The organism is Streptomyces venezuelae, assembly GCF_008642375.1.
GTDB lineage: Bacteria > Actinomycetota > Actinomycetes > Streptomycetales > Streptomycetaceae > Streptomyces > Streptomyces venezuelae_G.
Genome location: NZ_CP029194.1, coordinates 7,880,435 through 7,896,411, shown reverse-complemented (window position 1 = coordinate 7,896,411; position 15,977 = coordinate 7,880,435). Strand labels below are relative to the sequence as shown.

General features: G+C 68.6%; 11 protein-coding genes. 7 read left to right on the top strand and 4 right to left on the bottom strand.

All coding sequences use genetic code 11. The features are described from left to right. Nucleotides 1-126 precede the first annotated feature (126 nt). Nucleotides 127-555 (bottom strand): Fur family transcriptional regulator, encoded by a 429-nt coding sequence (locus DEJ46_RS35900; protein WP_150273130.1) that lies wholly within the window; start codon nt 553-555, stop codon nt 127-129. Between the two features lie 293 nt (nt 556-848). Here DEJ46_RS35900 and katG point away from each other — a divergent pair, with 293 nt between their 5' ends. Then, nucleotides 849-3,038 (top strand): catalase/peroxidase HPI, encoded by a 2,190-nt coding sequence (gene katG, locus DEJ46_RS35895; protein WP_223835351.1) that lies wholly within the window; start codon nt 849-851, stop codon nt 3,036-3,038. A gap of 205 nt (nt 3,039-3,243) precedes the next feature. On the opposite strand, the gene DEJ46_RS35890 is transcribed toward katG, so the two are convergent. Next, complete coding sequence (locus tag DEJ46_RS35890; protein ID WP_150273127.1) at nt 3,244-4,410, bottom strand: aldose epimerase family protein; 1,167 nt, start codon at nt 4,408-4,410, stop codon at nt 3,244-3,246. A 177-nt stretch (nt 4,411-4,587) separates the two neighbouring features. Beyond that, nucleotides 4,588-6,054 (bottom strand): non-reducing end alpha-L-arabinofuranosidase family hydrolase, encoded by a 1,467-nt coding sequence (locus DEJ46_RS35885; RefSeq protein WP_150273125.1) that lies wholly within the window; start codon nt 6,052-6,054, stop codon nt 4,588-4,590. 329 nt (nt 6,055-6,383) lie between these two features. Here DEJ46_RS35885 and DEJ46_RS35880 point away from each other — a divergent pair, with 329 nt between their 5' ends. Both DEJ46_RS35880 and DEJ46_RS35875 read left to right on the top strand, forming a co-directional pair. Then, complete coding sequence (locus DEJ46_RS35880; protein WP_150273124.1) at nt 6,384-7,406, top strand: LacI family DNA-binding transcriptional regulator; 1,023 nt, start codon at nt 6,384-6,386, stop codon at nt 7,404-7,406. 331 nt (nt 7,407-7,737) lie between these two features. After that, nucleotides 7,738-9,180: an endo-1,4-beta-xylanase gene (locus DEJ46_RS35875; protein ID WP_150273122.1), complete on the top strand. Its 1,443-nt coding sequence runs from the start codon at nt 7,738-7,740 to the stop codon at nt 9,178-9,180. 99 nt (nt 9,181-9,279) lie between these two features. Here DEJ46_RS35875 and DEJ46_RS35870 read toward each other — a convergent pair whose 3' ends face one another. Then, nucleotides 9,280-10,296, bottom strand: a complete 1,017-nt coding sequence (locus DEJ46_RS35870) for a LacI family DNA-binding transcriptional regulator (RefSeq protein WP_150273120.1) — start codon at nt 10,294-10,296, stop codon at nt 9,280-9,282. 172 nt (nt 10,297-10,468) lie between these two features. On the opposite strand from DEJ46_RS35870, the gene DEJ46_RS35865 reads away from it, so the two are divergent. The 4 genes from DEJ46_RS35865 to DEJ46_RS35850 are packed head-to-tail and all read left to right on the top strand — an operon-like array spanning nt 10,469 to nt 15,938. After that, nucleotides 10,469-11,755, top strand: a complete 1,287-nt coding sequence (locus tag DEJ46_RS35865; protein WP_411757802.1) for an ABC transporter substrate-binding protein — start codon at nt 10,469-10,471, stop codon at nt 11,753-11,755. 30 nt (nt 11,756-11,785) lie between these two features. Beyond that, nucleotides 11,786-12,733: a carbohydrate ABC transporter permease gene (locus tag DEJ46_RS35860; protein WP_150273116.1), complete on the top strand. Its 948-nt coding sequence runs from the start codon at nt 11,786-11,788 to the stop codon at nt 12,731-12,733. Further along, entirely contained in the window at nt 12,733-13,551 is an 819-nt protein-coding gene (locus DEJ46_RS35855; RefSeq protein ID WP_150273114.1) for a carbohydrate ABC transporter permease, read from the top strand. The genes DEJ46_RS35860 and DEJ46_RS35855 overlap by 1 nt, the downstream gene beginning before the upstream one ends. Next, nucleotides 13,548-15,938, top strand: coding sequence for a beta-glucosidase family protein (locus DEJ46_RS35850; protein ID WP_223835350.1), 2,391 nt, complete (start codon nt 13,548-13,550; stop codon nt 15,936-15,938). The genes DEJ46_RS35855 and DEJ46_RS35850 overlap by 4 nt, the downstream gene beginning before the upstream one ends. Nucleotides 15,939-15,977: the final 39 nt, after the last annotated feature.

The following is a 15,977-nucleotide window of genomic DNA, read 5'->3' as shown; positions in this document are numbered from 1 at the left end:
TGCCGCATCCCTGTTCGGCTCTCGCGAGTCCCGTCGGCACCCTCACCTTTCAGCGTCCCACTCCAGGGCGGCGGCCTGCAGCTCACGCTGCCTGGCGGTGTGCGCTCGGTAGCGGACCGGAGCGGATCACCCGTGCGGCAGACCGGGCGCGCACTGGGGGCACAGCCCGCGGTAGGTGACCTCGACCGCGGACACGGTGAAGCCGAAGCGCTCCTCCTCCGGGAGGGCGGCCAGCGGGTCGCCGGTCGGGTGGACGTCGCGCATGGTGCCGCAGCGGGAGCACACCAGGTGCTCGTGCGGAGCGTGCGCGTTGGGGTCGTAGCGTTTCGCCCGGCCCTGGTCCGAGACTTCCGCGACCTCACCGAGCAGGACCAGTCCGCCCAGGATGTTGTAGACGGCCGCCCGGGAGATCTCGGGCAGCCGCTGTGCGGCGCGGGCCTGAATCTCGTCGGCCGTGAGGTGCACGTGGTCACCGCCGAGGACCTCGGCGACGACACGCCGCTGGGGCGTCATCCGCCAGCCACGCGCTCGCAGTCGCTCCAGCAGGTCGCTCATATCGGTTCACCTGTTCACGCTCGGTGGGGTGGCGCGAGTTTACCGGCGGAGATCGGGGTTCCGACGGAAGAAGGAAGGCGGAAGGGGGGAATTTCCGGGGACTGCTTCTCGCACTCCAGCGACTCGATCATGATGATCGGAAAATGACACCTTCCATCGGAATTTGGCTTTGTTATGCAACGGCGCTCTGCGTGTTCCCCTGCCGGTGCGGTCCGCGGTGCGCGACCATACGGACGCCGATGCGGTCCCCGCCGGCAGCAGACGGAAACACCGAGACGGAAAGAAGGACGGACGTGCCCGGCAGCGAAAGCGAGAACCCGGTAATCCCCGCCCCCACCCCCACGTCGGCCCGACCGAGCACGAACCGGGACTGGTGGCCCAACCAGCTGGACCTCGCGGTTCTCCACCAGCACTCGCCCCAGTCCAATCCGATGGACGAGGGCTTCGACTACGCGGAAGAATTCGCGGCCCTCGACGTCGACGCGCTGAAGCGCGACGTCATCGAGGTGATGACGACATCGCAGGAATGGTGGCCGGCCGACTACGGACACTACGGACCGCTCTTCATCCGGATGAGCTGGCATGCCGCCGGAACGTACCGCATCGCCGACGGCCGAGGCGGCGGCGGCTCCGGCGCCCAGCGCTTCGCCCCCCTCAACAGCTGGCCGGACAACGCGAGCCTCGACAAGGCCCGTCGTCTCCTCTGGCCGGTCAAGCAGAAATACGGCCGGAAGATCTCCTGGGCTGATCTTCTGGTTTTCGCCGGCAACTGCGCCATGGAATCGATGGGCTTCAAGACGTTCGGATTCGGATTCGGGCGAGAGGACATCTGGGAACCCGAGGAGATCTTCTGGGGGCCGGAGGACACCTGGCTCGGAGACGAGCGCTACAGCGGCGACAGGGAACTCTCGGGTCCTTTCGGTGCCGTACAGATGGGATTGATCTACGTCAATCCCGAAGGGCCCAACGGCACCCCGGATCCGATCGCGGCCGCCAGGGACATCCGCGAGACGTTCGCGCGTATGGCGATGAACGACGAGGAGACGGTCGCGCTCATCGTCGGGGGCCACACCTTCGGGAAATGCCACGGTGCCGTCGATCCCTCGTACATCGGTCCGGAGCCCGAGGCCGGCCCCATCGAGCAGCAGGGCCTCGGCTGGAAGAACAGGTACGGCAGCGGTCATGGCGTGGACTCGCTCACCAGCGGGCTCGAAGGCGCATGGACGTCCGAGCCGACGAAGTGGGACAACGGATACCTGGACAACCTGTTCCGGTACGACTGGGAGCTGACGACGAGCCCGGCCGGGGCGCAGCAGTGGACTCCCAAGGATCCCGCGGCGAAGGGCACCGTGCCCGACGCGCATGATCCGTCGAAGAGGCACGCTCCGATGATGCTGACGACGGACCTCTCGCTGAAGCTGGACCCGGTCTACGCGCCGATCGCGAAGAGCTTCCACGAGAACCCGGAGAAGCTCGCGGACGCGTTCGCCAGGGCCTGGTACAAGCTGTTGCACCGCGACATGGGCCCCCTCTCGCGCTATCTCGGGCCGTGGATTCCCGAGCCGCAGCTGTGGCAGGACCCTGTGCCCGCAGTCGACCACCAGCTGGTCGGGGACGAGGACGTCGCCGCCCTCAAGGCGAGGATCCTCGCCTCGGGACTGTCCGTCCCCCAACTGGTCACCACCGCCTGGGCGTCGGCGGCGAGCTTCCGGGGCACCGACAAGCGCGGCGGGGCCAACGGGGCGCGGATCCGACTCGCGCCGCAGAAGGACTGGGAGGTCAACGACCTGCCGGAGGTGGCCGAGGCGTTGCAGACCCTCGAACGGCTCCAGCAGGACTTCAACGGCTCCCGCTCCGACGGGGTGAGGATCTCGCTCGCCGACCTGATCGTCCTGGGCGGGTGCGCGGCCGTCGAGCAAGCCGCGAAGGACGCCGGGCACGACATCACGGTCCCGTTCGCACCGGGGCGCACGGACGCCTCGCAGGAGCAGACGGACGTGGAGTCGTTCGCCGTGCTCGAACCCAGGGCGGACGGGTTCCGCAACTACCTGCGGACCGGGGAGAAGCTGTCGCCGGAGACCCTTCTCCTGGACCGCGCCAGCCTGTTGACGCTGACCGCTCCCGAGATGACGGTCCTGACGGGCGGCATGCGGGCCCTGAACGCCGGCTTCAAGGGATCCCCGCACGGCGTACTCACCGAGCGGCCGGGGGCGTTGACCAACGACTTCTTCGCCAACCTGCTCGACATGGGCACGGAGTGGAAGCCGTCGACCTCGACGGAGAACGTGTTCGAGGGCACGGATCGTGCCACGGGCGAGACCAGGTGGACGGCCACCGCCGTGGACCTCGTCTTCGGTTCGCACTCGCAGCTCCGAGCGGTAGCGGAGGTCTACGCGTCCGAGGACGCGGCAGAGAAGTTCGTGCGTGACTTCGTGGCGGCGTGGGACAAGGTGATGAACCTCGACCGGTTCGAGCTCGCGTGAGTCCGATGTCCCGGTCGGCCGTCCGTCGGCGGACCGGGACATCGACAGGCTGCCGGCCGAACTTGCGACCGCATGGGCCGGTTTCGACCTGGTCCGGAACAGGCACCTGGGACCAGGGCTCCGGATCCCGGTTCCCCGCACCGCCGCCCCACTCCCGACCGGACCGTCCGGACCGGTCACGGGCCGGAACCCCGGCTCTTCCGTATCAGCGGGCGGCGAAAGAGTGCACGGTCGTCGAGCGGTAGGTCTGTCCCGGGCGGAGCACCGTCGTCGGGAAGGACGGCTGGTTGGGCGAGTCGGGGAAGTGCTGGGTCTCCAGGCAGAAGCCGTCACCCTGGCGGTAGACCTTCCCGGAGGTGCCCGCAAGCGTGGCGTCGAGGAAGTTCCCGCTGTAGAACTGCACGCCCGGCTCGGTGGTCGCGATCTCCATCACGCGGCCGTGGACGGGTTCCGTCACGGTCACGGCATGCTGCGGGGTGTCGGTGCGTCCCTTGTCGAGCACGAAGTTGTGGTCGTAGCCGCGGCCGAAGAGGACCTGCGGGTGCGCCTCGCGGATGTCACGGCCGATGGGCTTGCCGCTGCGGAAGTCGAAGGGGGTGTGCGCGACCCTGGCGAGTTCGCCGGTCGGGATGAGGGTGGAGTCGACGGGGGTGTAGCGGGCCGCGGCGATCCTCAGGGTGTGGTCGAGGATGCCGCCGCTGCCCTCTCCCGCGAGGTTGAAGTACGTGTGGTTGGTGAGGTTCACGACGGTGGCCTTGTCCGTCGTGGCCTTGTAGTCGATGCGGAAGTCGCCGCGGGGCGTGAGGACGTAGTCGACCCGGACGCGCAGGGTGCCGGGGTAGCCCATCTCGCCGTCCGCGCTGACGTGGCGCAGGGTGAGGCCGGTGTCCCGACCCCGCGCGTACGGCTCGACGTCCCACACCCGCTTGTCGAAGCCCTTGTCCCCGCCGTGCAGGCTGTTCGGGTCGTCGTTGACGGGGAGTCGGTACGTGCTGCCGTCGAGAGTGAAGGCGCCACCCGCGATGCGGTTGCCGTAGCGACCGATGAGGGCACCGAAGTACGGGCTGCCCGCCACGTAGTCCTCGAGGTTGTCGAAGCCCAGCGACACGTTCGCGTACAGCCCGCGCCGGTCGGGGATCTCGAGGGCCTGGACGATGCCGCCGTACGACAGCACGCGCAGCCGGGTGCCTCCCGCGGCCACCGTCCAGCGGTGGACGCGTGTGCCGTCGGACAGGGTCCCGAACAGCTCCTTCAGCGGCCTTCCGCCCAGCCGTTCCGCGCCGCCCGCGGCGAACGCCGGGGCTGCCCCCGCGGCCGCTGCCGCCACTCCGGCGGCGCCCGCCGCCATCACCGTACGCCTCTTGATGGCCATGTCGATGACGCTCCTTGACGTAGGATGTTCGATATTTCGTCACACGTTCGAAATCGTGGCGCGACCGTATGGTCGCCGCGATGAGCATGTCAACGGTGTGCGCGTCGAGGGCGGGCTCGGACTTCCGCCGAGCCCGCCATGCCGGCCCCGCACCGGAGCCGGACCCGTGTCATACCGTCAGCGCCGCAGCGTCAGCAGACCCGGCCGGTAGGGCAGAAGGCCGTAGTCGCCGCCCGAGTCGGGGCTGCGCCCCTGGTAGAGCAGCTGCAGATTGCACGGATCGACGGTCATGGTCTCATCGGGACCGGTACGGATCAGTTCGCCATGGCTGATGTCGTTGGTCCAGGTGGCGCCACTGTTGGCCTTGCCGGCGAACGGGTTGCTCTCGGTCGCGGCCTGGGGCGTCCACGAGCCGTTCAGACTCGTGGCCGTGAACGAGCGGAAGTACCGGCCCTGCGAGCCGATCGCCTCGACGATCATGAGGTAGCGGTCCTGGCCCTGGAGCTTGTAGACCTGCGGGGCTTCGAAGAGGTTGTTCGTCGTATCGCTCATGACCACAGTCGAGTTCGCGCCGAAGGTGCCCGGGAAGTTCCCGATCGGCATGCTCGCCCGGTAGATCTTGCCGTTGTCGCCGGCGAAGAACAGGTACATGTTCGTGCCGTCGCTGATGAGCGTCTGGTCGATGGGGCCTGTTCCGGAGCCGGTGATGCTTCCGGAGAAGAGCACCTTCTCCGACGACCAGCCGTTCGGGTTGGCGGGATCGCTCGACGTCCGGTAGGAGAAGGCAGTCCCACCCCACTGGTAGGCGAGCACCCAGATGTTCTTCGGTGCGAAGTGGAAGAGCGTGGGAGCGACGGTGGAGTTCGACATCGCGTTCTGGCCGGCCGAGCCCATCTCCGGCCAGTCGGTGAACAGGCCGAAGTTCATCGAGCCCCACCTCGTCCCCGTGTCGTGCGTCGTCGCGTAGACGAGTTGCCTGCCGTTGTAGGGGACGACGGTGAAGTCCTTGAGCGAGGCCCAACCCGGTTTGGGCTGCGCCAGCGCGCCCGTCGACGACCAGCGGTACGTCGACGGAAGAGCGCACGTGCCGGGGTTGCCGGCGCCGACCTTGACGAGCTGCCACTGCTGGTTGCCGCCGCCCCAGTCGTCGTACTGGACGATGTTCGCGTTGTCGGCAGTGGAGGCGCCTTGTACTTCGAGGGCCTTGTTGCTGTGGCGTGCGATGAGCCTCACGTGGCCGTCGGAGCCGTCGGCCAGCCGCCACTGCTGGTTGGTGCCGTTCAGGTCCGCCCACTGGACGACCGAGCCGCCGTTGGCGGTGGACAGGTTGTGGACGTCCAGCACCTTGCCGGAGTGACGGGACTTGAGGCGGTAGTAACCGCCGCCGGAGTCGACGAACTGCCACTGCTGCTGGTTCTGATCGTTCCTGGACCACTGGGTGATGCGGGCACCGTCGTGGGTCGCCAGGTTGTGGACGTCCAGGGCTTTGCCGCTGTTGCGGTTGACCAGCACGTACCAGGCGTTGGTGTCGACGGTCGCCGCGCCGGCGGGCTGGGCACTGAATAACGTCGCCAGGAGCAACAGGGGCACGAGGACGGTCAACAGGCGTTTCAGATGGACCGCGGAGGGATGACGAGACCTCATCAGAAGAGCTCCTTCGGAGGGTGAGGGGGAACGGAATAGGCGTGAAGGCGGCCGCGCATGCCGCAGAGTCGGCGCTCCGGACCTTCCCGTCGGGAAGCCCTCGAAGGGTGCCGAACGCCGGTTCGCGCCCGAAAATGTTTCGAAATACTCTCGAATTCCGTGCTGCCACAAACTAGGAACGCGGGGCTTCGCGGTCAAGCCCCCTGACGCCAATTCATGCAGGAACAGCGGCTGTTCCTAGGCTTGACAGACCGTCCCGTCAACCCGAAACTCTTCGAAAGTTTGCGATACCTGTCGCCAGCCGAGGGCGTCTGGGCAGAGGAGAGAAGTTGAGCGAGCAGCGTCCGACCCTGGCCGTCATCGCCGCGGAGGCAGGGGTCTCCCAGGCCACCGTGTCCAAGGTGATCAACGGCCGCTCCGATGTCGCACCCTCGACACGCGAACGGATCGAGGGCCTGCTGCGGTCGCACAAGTACCTCCAGCCCGGCCGGCAGGGCAGGGCCCGCAGGTCAGGCCTCGTCGACCTGATCATCGGCGGTCTGGACAGCGCGTGGGCGGTGGAGATACTGCGCGGCGTCGAGGCCGAGTGCGCCCAGCGGAGCGTCGGCACCGTCGTGTCGCTCGTCCCGCCCGGCGAGGCCACGCCGTCGAGCTGGGCCGAACTGCCGGTCCTGCACCACAGCGACGGCGTCATCCTCGTCACCACCTCGGTCACCCACGCCCAGCGCGCCCAGGTCGCACGTGCCGGGGTGAAGCTGGTCGTCATCGACCCGATCGACCTGCCGGGCAACGGTGTGCCGAGTATCGGCGCGACCAACTGGGCGGGCGGCCTCGCCGCCACCGAGCACCTGCTGGAGCTGGGGCACCGCCGGATCGCCGCGATCGGCGGGCGCAAGGACATGCTCTGCAGCCAGGCCCGCATCGACGGGTACCGGGCCGCGCTGGAGCGGGCCGGGATCGAGGTGGACCGCGATCTGATCCGGTTCGGCGACTTCCAGCACGAGGGCGGTTTCCGGGGCGCGCGGGAACTGCTCGCCCTCCCCGAGCCGCCGACCGCCGTCTTCGCCGGCAGCGACCAGCAGGCGATGGGCGTCTACGAGGCCGCCCGGCAGGCCGGACTGCGCATCCCTCAGGACCTCAGCGTGGTCGGCTTCGACGACCTGCCGATGTGCGAATGGCTGTCACCGCCACTGACGACGGTGCGCCAGCCGCTCGAGGAGATGGGCCGGCTCGCCGCCCGCACGCTGTTCCAGCTCCTGGAGGACCAGCCCCTGGTCAGCCCCCGGATGGAGCTCTCCACCGAGCTCAAGGTCCGGCTCTCCACGGCCCCGCCTCGCACCGGCGGAAACTGACCGGATCCGGCCGGTGCGTTTGTCCTGTCCTCTCGTGTCTGCCTCATCGAAATTCTTTCGATGAGCCTTGTACGACTGAAATGCGACGACAGCGTCGTTCCGAGGGCAGGGTCATCGAAATTCTTTCGAAACTCTTGACATGTTTCTGCGGGGTTTCCACACTGAGTCACGAGGCGGTGACGCCCCTCTTCCCGAATTCCGGGCACCTGCACCCCTGAATCATTACGCCCTGATGGTGCGCGTCCTTTTCCCATGGACAGGGGCGTCGTTCACGTGGATTCATTCTGCCGCGCTCACATCCTTCCGTGATTTCCATCCTGGAGGCTCAGTCATGCGCTCAAGTGCCATTCCACCGTCCACCGTCCGCCGGAAAATCGGCAGCCTGTGCGCGGCGCTGATCGTCGGCGTCCTCGGCTCGGCCGCCGTGCTGGTGGCGCCGCAGACCTCACAAGCCGCCGAGAGCACACTCGGCAGCGCGGCGGCGCAGAGCGGGCGTTACTTCGGCACCGCCATCGCCTCGGGCAGGCTCAACGACTCGGCGTACACGACGATCGCGGCCCGCGAGTTCAACTCGGTGACGGCCGAGAACGAGATGAAGATCGACGCCACCGAACCCCAGCAGGGCCAGTTCAACTTCAGCGCCGGCGACCGCGTCTACAACTGGGCGGTGCAGAACGGCAAGCAAGTACGCGGCCACACCCTGGCCTGGCACTCCCAGCAGCCCGGCTGGATGCAGAGCCTCAACGGCAACGCGCTGCGCCAGGCGATGATCAACCACATCAACGGCGTGATGGGCCACTACAAGGGCAAGATCGCCCAGTGGGACGTCGTGAACGAGGCCTTCGCCGACGGCAGTTCGGGAGCCCGGCGCGACTCCAACCTGCAGCGCTCCGGCAACGACTGGATCGAGGTCGCCTTCCGCACCGCGCGCGCGGCCGACCCGGCCGCCAAGCTCTGCTACAACGACTACAACGTCGAGAACTGGACCTGGGCCAAGACCCAGGCCATGTACGCCATGGTCCGCGACTTCAAGCAGCGCGGCGTGCCGATCGACTGTGTCGGCTTCCAGTCGCACTTCAACAGCGACAGCCCGTACAACAGCAACTTCCGCACCACCCTGCAGAGCTTCGCCGCCCTCGGCGTCGATGTGGCCGTCACCGAACTCGACATCCAGGGCGCCTCGGGCACGACCTACGCCGGCGTGACCAACGACTGCCTGGCCGTCCCGCGCTGCCTCGGCATCACCGTCTGGGGCGTGCGCGACACGGACTCCTGGCGGCCGGAGCACTCGCCGCTCCTGTTCAACGGCGACGGCAGCAAGAAGCCCGCCTACACCTCCGTGCTCAACGCACTCAACGCCGCCTCCCCCAACCCCAATCCGACCCCCTCGCCCGGTGGCGGACAGATCAAGGGCGTCGCTTCGGGCCGCTGCCTGGACGTGCCCGGTTCCAGCACCACCGACGGCACCCAGCTCAACCTGTGGGACTGCAACAACCGCACCAACCAGCAGTGGACCCACACCGCCGCAGGCGAGCTCAGGGTCTACGGCGACAAGTGCCTGGACGCCGCCGGCACGGGCAACGGCGCCAAGGTCCAGATCTACAGCTGCTGGGGTGGCGACAACCAGAAATGGCGCCTCAACTCCGACGGATCCATCGTCGGCGTCCAGTCCGGCCTCTGCCTTGACGCCGCCGCCAACGGCACGGCCAACGGCACCCTGATCCAGCTCTACTCCTGCTGGAACGGCAGCAACCAGCGCTGGACCCGCACCTGACCTGCAGCGGCGGGGTGGAGCCAGGGCGATCCTGGCTCCACTTCGTCGCCGTCCACTTCAGGTCGAGCCGAGCTGTCGACGTGCAAACACCGTCGCCGCCTACGCCGACGGCGGGGCGGTGCTCTTTCGGACGACGAGGCTGGTCGCGAGCTCCATGCGCGTCACCGAGGGCTCCCCGGCGCGCAGGCGGAGCAGCATCTGTACCGCTTCCTCGCCCATCTCACGCAGCGGCTGGTGGATCGTGGTGAGCGGGGGGCTCGACCAGCGCGCGATCATCACGTCGTCGTAGCCGACGACGGACAGGTCCTCGGGCACGCGCAGCCCGCACGCCCGCGCCGCCTCCATGACGCCGAGCGCCTGCAGGTCGCTTCCGGCGAAGACGGCCGTGGGCCGGTCCGGCCTCTGCAACAGCTCCATGGCACGGGCGTATCCGCCTTCGACGTGGAAGTCGCCGAACCGGACGAGGGTGGCGTCGTGATCCAGGCCGGCCACGTTCAGGGCGGACCGGTAGCCGTCGAGCCGGGCCAGGGAGCACAGCATGTCCTCGGGGCCGGTGATGATGCCGATGCGGCGGTGACCGAGGTCGATCAGGTGACGGGTCGCGGCGACGCCGCCGGACCAGTTCGCCGAACCGACGGACGGCACGTCCGGTTCGGGGTCTCCCGCCGGGTCGACGATCACGAAGGGGATGGACCTCGCGTCGAGCTGCCGTTTGACGGCGTCGGGGAGGGAGGAGAAGACCAGGACCACGCCGATCGGCCGGCGCTGGAGAACTCCTTCGATCCAGTCCGGCGCCGGGGCGTGCCGGGTGCCGCTCTCGGTCAGGACGACGCTCGCCTGGTGGCCCTTGGCGAGGTTCTCCACCCCGCGGATCAGCTCCATCGACCACACGCTGTCGAGCTCGTGGAAGACGAGTTCGATGAGGGGCGCCTCCCGGGCGACGCGGGTGGTCCGGCGGTACGAGTGCGCCTCCAGGAGCCGTTCCACCTTGCCGCGCGTGGCCGATGAGACGTCCGTTCGGCCGTTGAGGACTTTCGAAACTGTCGAAAGCGATACTCCGGCCTGCTGTGCCACCTCCGCCAGCGTGATTCGCGTGTTTTCCTCGCCGTCTCGCATCCGAGCAGCATAAAGCACAGCTCCACGTGTCGACATAGTCACGCTTTGATAACTCCCCACCGGAGGGTTGACCCCTTCGCCGCAGCCGCCCTAGCGTCCGGCAACGTGAAGTTTCGGAAAAAAGATCGAAACTATTTCGAAGGGTGAGGCGATGAAGAGGCACATACGGCTCATGAGAACCGCTGTCGTCGGTGGGGCGTCGCTGGCCATGGCCCTGTCCCTGGCTGCCTGCGGCGGATCGGGAGACTCCGCCGCAGGCGACTCGGACACGATCCATGTCCTGGTGTACGGCGATGCCGCCAACAAGGTGGAGAAGCAGCTCGTCGAGACCTTCAACAAGACCTCCGAGGTCAAGGCGGTCCTCGACACCATCCCCGGTGCCGACTACCAGGCCAAGCTGCAGACGATCATCAGCGGCAAGCAGGCGCCGGACGTGTTCTTCAACTGGGGCGGCGGCAGCATCAAGCCCTACGTCGACGCCGGCCTGCTCATGCCGCTCGACGACTTCATCGCCAAGGACCCCGGCCTGAAGTCCAACTTCCTGCCGTCGGTCTTCGACACCGCGGTCGTCGACGGCAAGCCCTACGGCGTACCCATGCGTGGCACCCAGCCCGTCCTGCTGTTCAACAACAAGAAGGTGCTGGCGGAGGCCGGTGTCGATGCCCCGCGCACCTGGGAGGAGCTCCTGACCGCCGTCAAGGCGCTCAAGGCCAAGGGCGTCACCCCCATCGCGCTCGGCGGCGGTGACAAGTGGCCCACCCAGATGTGGTTCCAGTACGTCTACGACCGGGTGGCAGGTCCCGACCTCTTCCAGAAGGCCGTTGCCGGAGACAAGAGCGTCTGGGCGAGTCCCGACAGCAGGAAGGCCCTCGGCATGCTGAGGGACCTGATCGACGCCGGCGCCTTCGGCACCAACTACGACTCGGTCAAGTTCACCGACGGCGGCTCCCCCGCCCTGCTCGCCACCGGCAAGGCAGCCTTCGAGCTCATGGGCTCCTGGGAGTACTCCACTCTCCAGGACGCCTACCCGGACTTCGTGAAGAACGGCCTCGGCTACGGCGCCTTCCCGACCGTCGAGGGCGGCAAGGGCGACCCGGCCAACCTCGCCGGCAACACCAACAACTTCTACTCGGTCCTGAAGAACACCAAGCACCCCGAGGCCGTGGCCGAGTTCCTGAAGCTCATGTACTCGGACGAGTTCGTCAAGAGCCAGCTCGGCATCGGCAACCTGCCCACCACCACCAACACCCCCCGGTTCCTGGACGGCTCCGCCAGCCCGGCCTACTCGAAGTACCAGTACGACCTGGTGAAGAAGGCCCCCGCGTTCCAGCTCTCCTGGGACCAGGCCTACCCGCCCGCCGCCACCACCACCATCCATCAGGCGGTCCAGCAGTTCTTCAACGGACAGATGAGCCCCGACGCCTTCGTCGCCGCCATGCAGAGCCTGCCCGCGGCCTGACCCGCGGCCCGACCCTCCGGAACGCCTGACATGACCACTGCCGCAGTCCCCACCGTGGACAGCACCGAGAAGAGCGTCCGGCACGGGCGGTCCCACCGCCCCGCGACCGGTGTGGGCCGTCCGGGATTCGCCTGGGCAGCGCCCGCCGCCGTCTTCTTCGGCCTGTTCGCCCTCGTCCCGCTCCTCCTGGTCGTCGTCCTGTCCTTCACCCGCTGGAACGGCCTCGGCTCCCCGGAGTTCGCCGGCCTGGACAACTGGAGCCGGCTGCTCGACGACCCCGTGATGGTGAAGAGCCTCTGGCTGAGCCTGGTGTTCACCGTCCTCGGCGCCGTCGTCCAGACGCCGATCAGCATCCTGCTCGGCGTCTGGGCCGCCGGCCGGCAGCGCAACCGCGCTGTGCTCTCAGCCGTCTACTTCGTCCCGCTCCTGCTCTCCATCACCGCCGTCTCCGTCCTGTGGCGCGCCGTGCTCGACCCCAACTTCGGGGTCCCCTCACAGGCGAAGTGGCTCTTCGGAGACGGCAACCTGTTCGGCACGCAGGTCGGCGCCATCGGCGTCCTCGTCCTCGTCGGCACCTGGCAGTTCACCCCCTTGCACACCCTGATCTACCAGGGCGCCGCGCGGGCCGTCCCCGGGGTCCTCTACGAGGCGGCCCGGATCGACGGCGCGGGCAGGGTTCGCCAGTTCTTCCACATCACCCTGCCGCAGCTGCGCAACAGCATCGTGACCTCGATGATCCTGATGGTGGTCGGCGGACTCACGACCTTCGACACCGTGCTGATCCTCACCCAGGGCGGACCGGGCACCGACACCACGAACAGCGCCTACTACATGTACCAGAAGGCCTTCAAGAGCTTCGACTTCGGCGGGGCCTCCGCGATCGCGCTGCTCCTCGTCCTCGTCGCCACGCTCGTCTCCCTGGTCATGGTGCGCCTGACCGGCTACGACAGGATGCGCAGCACCATGGAGGGCGTGTGATGAAGCCCCGTCCCAACTACCTCGCCGGATTCGGCTCGCTGATCTGGCTCTTCGTGGTCGGCCTGCCGCTGTACGTCATGCTGATCGCCACCTTCCAGTCCCGGACGGACTACGCGGCGAACGGCCCCCTCGCCTTCCCCGAGCGCTTCACCCTCGACAACTACGTCAACGACCTCGACGACGGCTTCGCGCAGTACTTCCTCAACACGGCGATCGTCACGGTCTGCGTCGTCGGCATCGTCCTGCTGCTCGTGCCGCCTCTCGCGTACGCCATCGTGCGCAGCGACGGCAAGGCCACCGGCCGGGTCTTCCGACTCTTCCTGCTCGGGCTTGCCATCCCCTCCCAGGCAGTGATCGTCCCGATGTTCTACCTGATCAACGAGGCCGGCCTCTACGACAACCTCCTCGGCGTCATCCTGCCGACCGCCGCCTTCGCCATGCCCGTCTGCGCCCTGATCCTCTCCGGCGTCATGCGGGACATCACGCCCGAGCTGTACGAGGCCATGACGGTCGACGGGGCAACACCCTGGCGGATCTTCCTCCAGTTGGTGCTGCCCCTCTCGAAGAGCGGTCTGTCCACGATCGTGGTGTTCTCCTCGCTCCAGGCCTGGAACGGCTTCCTGTTCCCGCTAGTCCTCACCCAGTCCTCGGAGAACAAGGTCATCACGATGGGCCTGTACGACTTCCAGACGGAACACGGCGTCGACATTCCCGGCCTCCTGGCGGCGGTCGTCCTGTCCATGCTCCCCATCCTGCTCGTCTATCTGTTCGCCCGTCGTGCCCTGGTCCAGGGGCTGATGGGAGTCGGAGGAAAGTGACCGACGACGTGGCCACACAGCCCGAAGCCCCGCACTCCGCCTGGCAGGACCCCGCGCTGACCGCGGAAGCCCGTGTCGACGCGCTGATCCGTGAGATGACCCTGAAGGAGAAGACCGCCCAGCTGTACGGCGTGTGGGTCGGTGCCTCCGACGAGGGCGCCGAGGTCGCACCGCACCAGCACGACATGGAGGAGCCGGTCGACCTCGACGATCTGCTGCCCGACGGTCTCGGCCAGCTCACCCGGCCCTTCGGCACCGTCCCCGTCGACCCCGCGCTCGGCGCCCTGTCCCTGATGCGGACACAGGCGCGGATCTCCGCCGCGAACCGCTTCGGCATCCCGGCCGTCGCCCATGAGGAATGCCTCGCCGGCTTCGCCGCCTGGGGCGCCACCGCCTATCCCGTCCCCCTCTCCTGGGGAGCCACCTTCGACCCCGCGCTCGTACGGGAGATGGCCGCCGCGATCGGCCGCGACATGCGCGCGGTCGGCGTGCACCAGGGGCTCGCCCCCGTCCTCGACGTCGTCCGCGACGCCCGCTGGGGGCGCGTCGAGGAGACCATCGGCGAGGACCCGTACCTCGTCGGGACGATCGCCACCGCCTACGTCCAGGGGCTGGAGTCCGCCGGCGTCGTCGCCACCCTCAAGCACTTCGCCGGCTACTCGGCGTCCCGGGCGGGCCGCAACCTCGCCCCGGTCGGCATGGGCGCCAGGGAACTGGCCGACGTGATCCTGCCGCCGTTCGAGATGGCGGTCCGGGAGAGCGGTGTCCGGTCGGTGATGCACGCCTACACGGACACCGACGGGATTCCCTCGGCCGCCGACGAGCAGCTCCTCACCGGACTCCTGCGGGACACCTGGGGCTTCACCGGCACCGTCGTGGCCGACTACTTCGGAATCGCGTTCCTCAAGACCCTGCACGGCGTCGCCGGCACGTTCGGCGACGCGGCCGGCACCGCTCTCACCGCAGGAGTGGACGTGGAGCTCCCCACGGTCAAGACCTTCGGGGCGCCTCTCCTGGACGGGGTCCGGCAAGGACACGTCTCCGAGACGCTCGTGGACCGGGCTGTACGGCGAGTCCTCCTCCAGAAGGCCAGGCTCGGGCTTCTCGACCCCGGATGGGACCCGGTACCGCCGGCGCTGCGCGGGGTCGACACCACTGCAGGCCCCGACTCCCTCCGGGGCACGGTCGACCTGGACCCGGCCGCCAACCGTGAGCTGGCCGGCCGCATCGCCGAACGGGCGGTCGTGCTGCTCCGCAACGACGGCACCCTGCCGCTCGACCCGCGCACTCCCCGCCGGATCGCCCTGATCGGACCCAACTCCGAGGCCCCCACGGCCGTCCTCGGCTGCTACTCCTTCCCCGTCCACGTCGGCGGACAGCACCCCGACGCCCCTCTCGGCATCGACCTGCCCACCCTGCGCGAGGCCCTCGCCGAGGAGTTCCCCACCGCCGAGGTGCTCGTGGCGCACGGAACCGGCATCGACGACGCCGGGACCGAGGGCTTCGCCGAGGCCCTGGCACTCGCCCGCCGCGCCGATGTCGTCGTGGCGGCCCTCGGTGACCGCGCGGGGCTCTTCGGGCGGGGCACCAGCGGCGAGGGCTGCGACGCCGAGTCCCTCGTCCTCCCCGGAGCGCAGCAGCAGCTGCTCGACGCCCTCCTCGACACCGGGACACCGGTCGTGACGACCCTGCTGACCGGCCGGCCCTACGCGCTCGGCCGCGCGGCCGACGAGTCCGCCGCCGTCCTGCAGTCCTTCTTCCCCGGCGAGGCCGGGACGGCCGCCATCGCCTCCGTCCTCAGCGGACGGACCGGCCCGAGCGGCCGACTGCCCGTCAGCGTGCCCCGCCACCCCGGTGCCCAGCCGTCGACCTACCTGGCCTCCCGCCTCGGCCACACCAGCGAGGTCTCCAGCATCGACCCCACTCCGGCTTTCGGCTTCGGTCACGGCCTCACCTACACCTCCTTCGCCTGGAGCGACCTGACCGTCGAGGACACCGAAGTCCCCACGGACGGCGCGGTGCGGCTCGCCTTCACCGTGGCGAACGCCGGTGACCGCGCCGGCACCGAACTCGTCCAGCTGTATCTGCACGACCCGGTGGCCTCCGTGGTCCAGCCCCTACAGAGACTCGTCGGGTACGTACGTCTCGATCTGGCCCCCGGAGAAAGGAAGCGGATCCACGCGGTCGTCCCCGCGGACCTCGCGTCGTTCACCGGCAGGACGGGGACGCGCACCGTCGAACCGGGAGAGCTCGAGCTGAGGCTCAGCGCCTCCAGCACGGATCCGCGGCTGACCGCCCAGGTGACCCTGACCGGTCCGGTGCGGCCGCTGGACCACCACCGGCGCCTGCATGCCGACTTCGAGGTCCGCCCGCACGCCGTCCGCTGATTCCGCCTGGCCGGCCCCGCTGCCCGTTCGGGCGGCGGG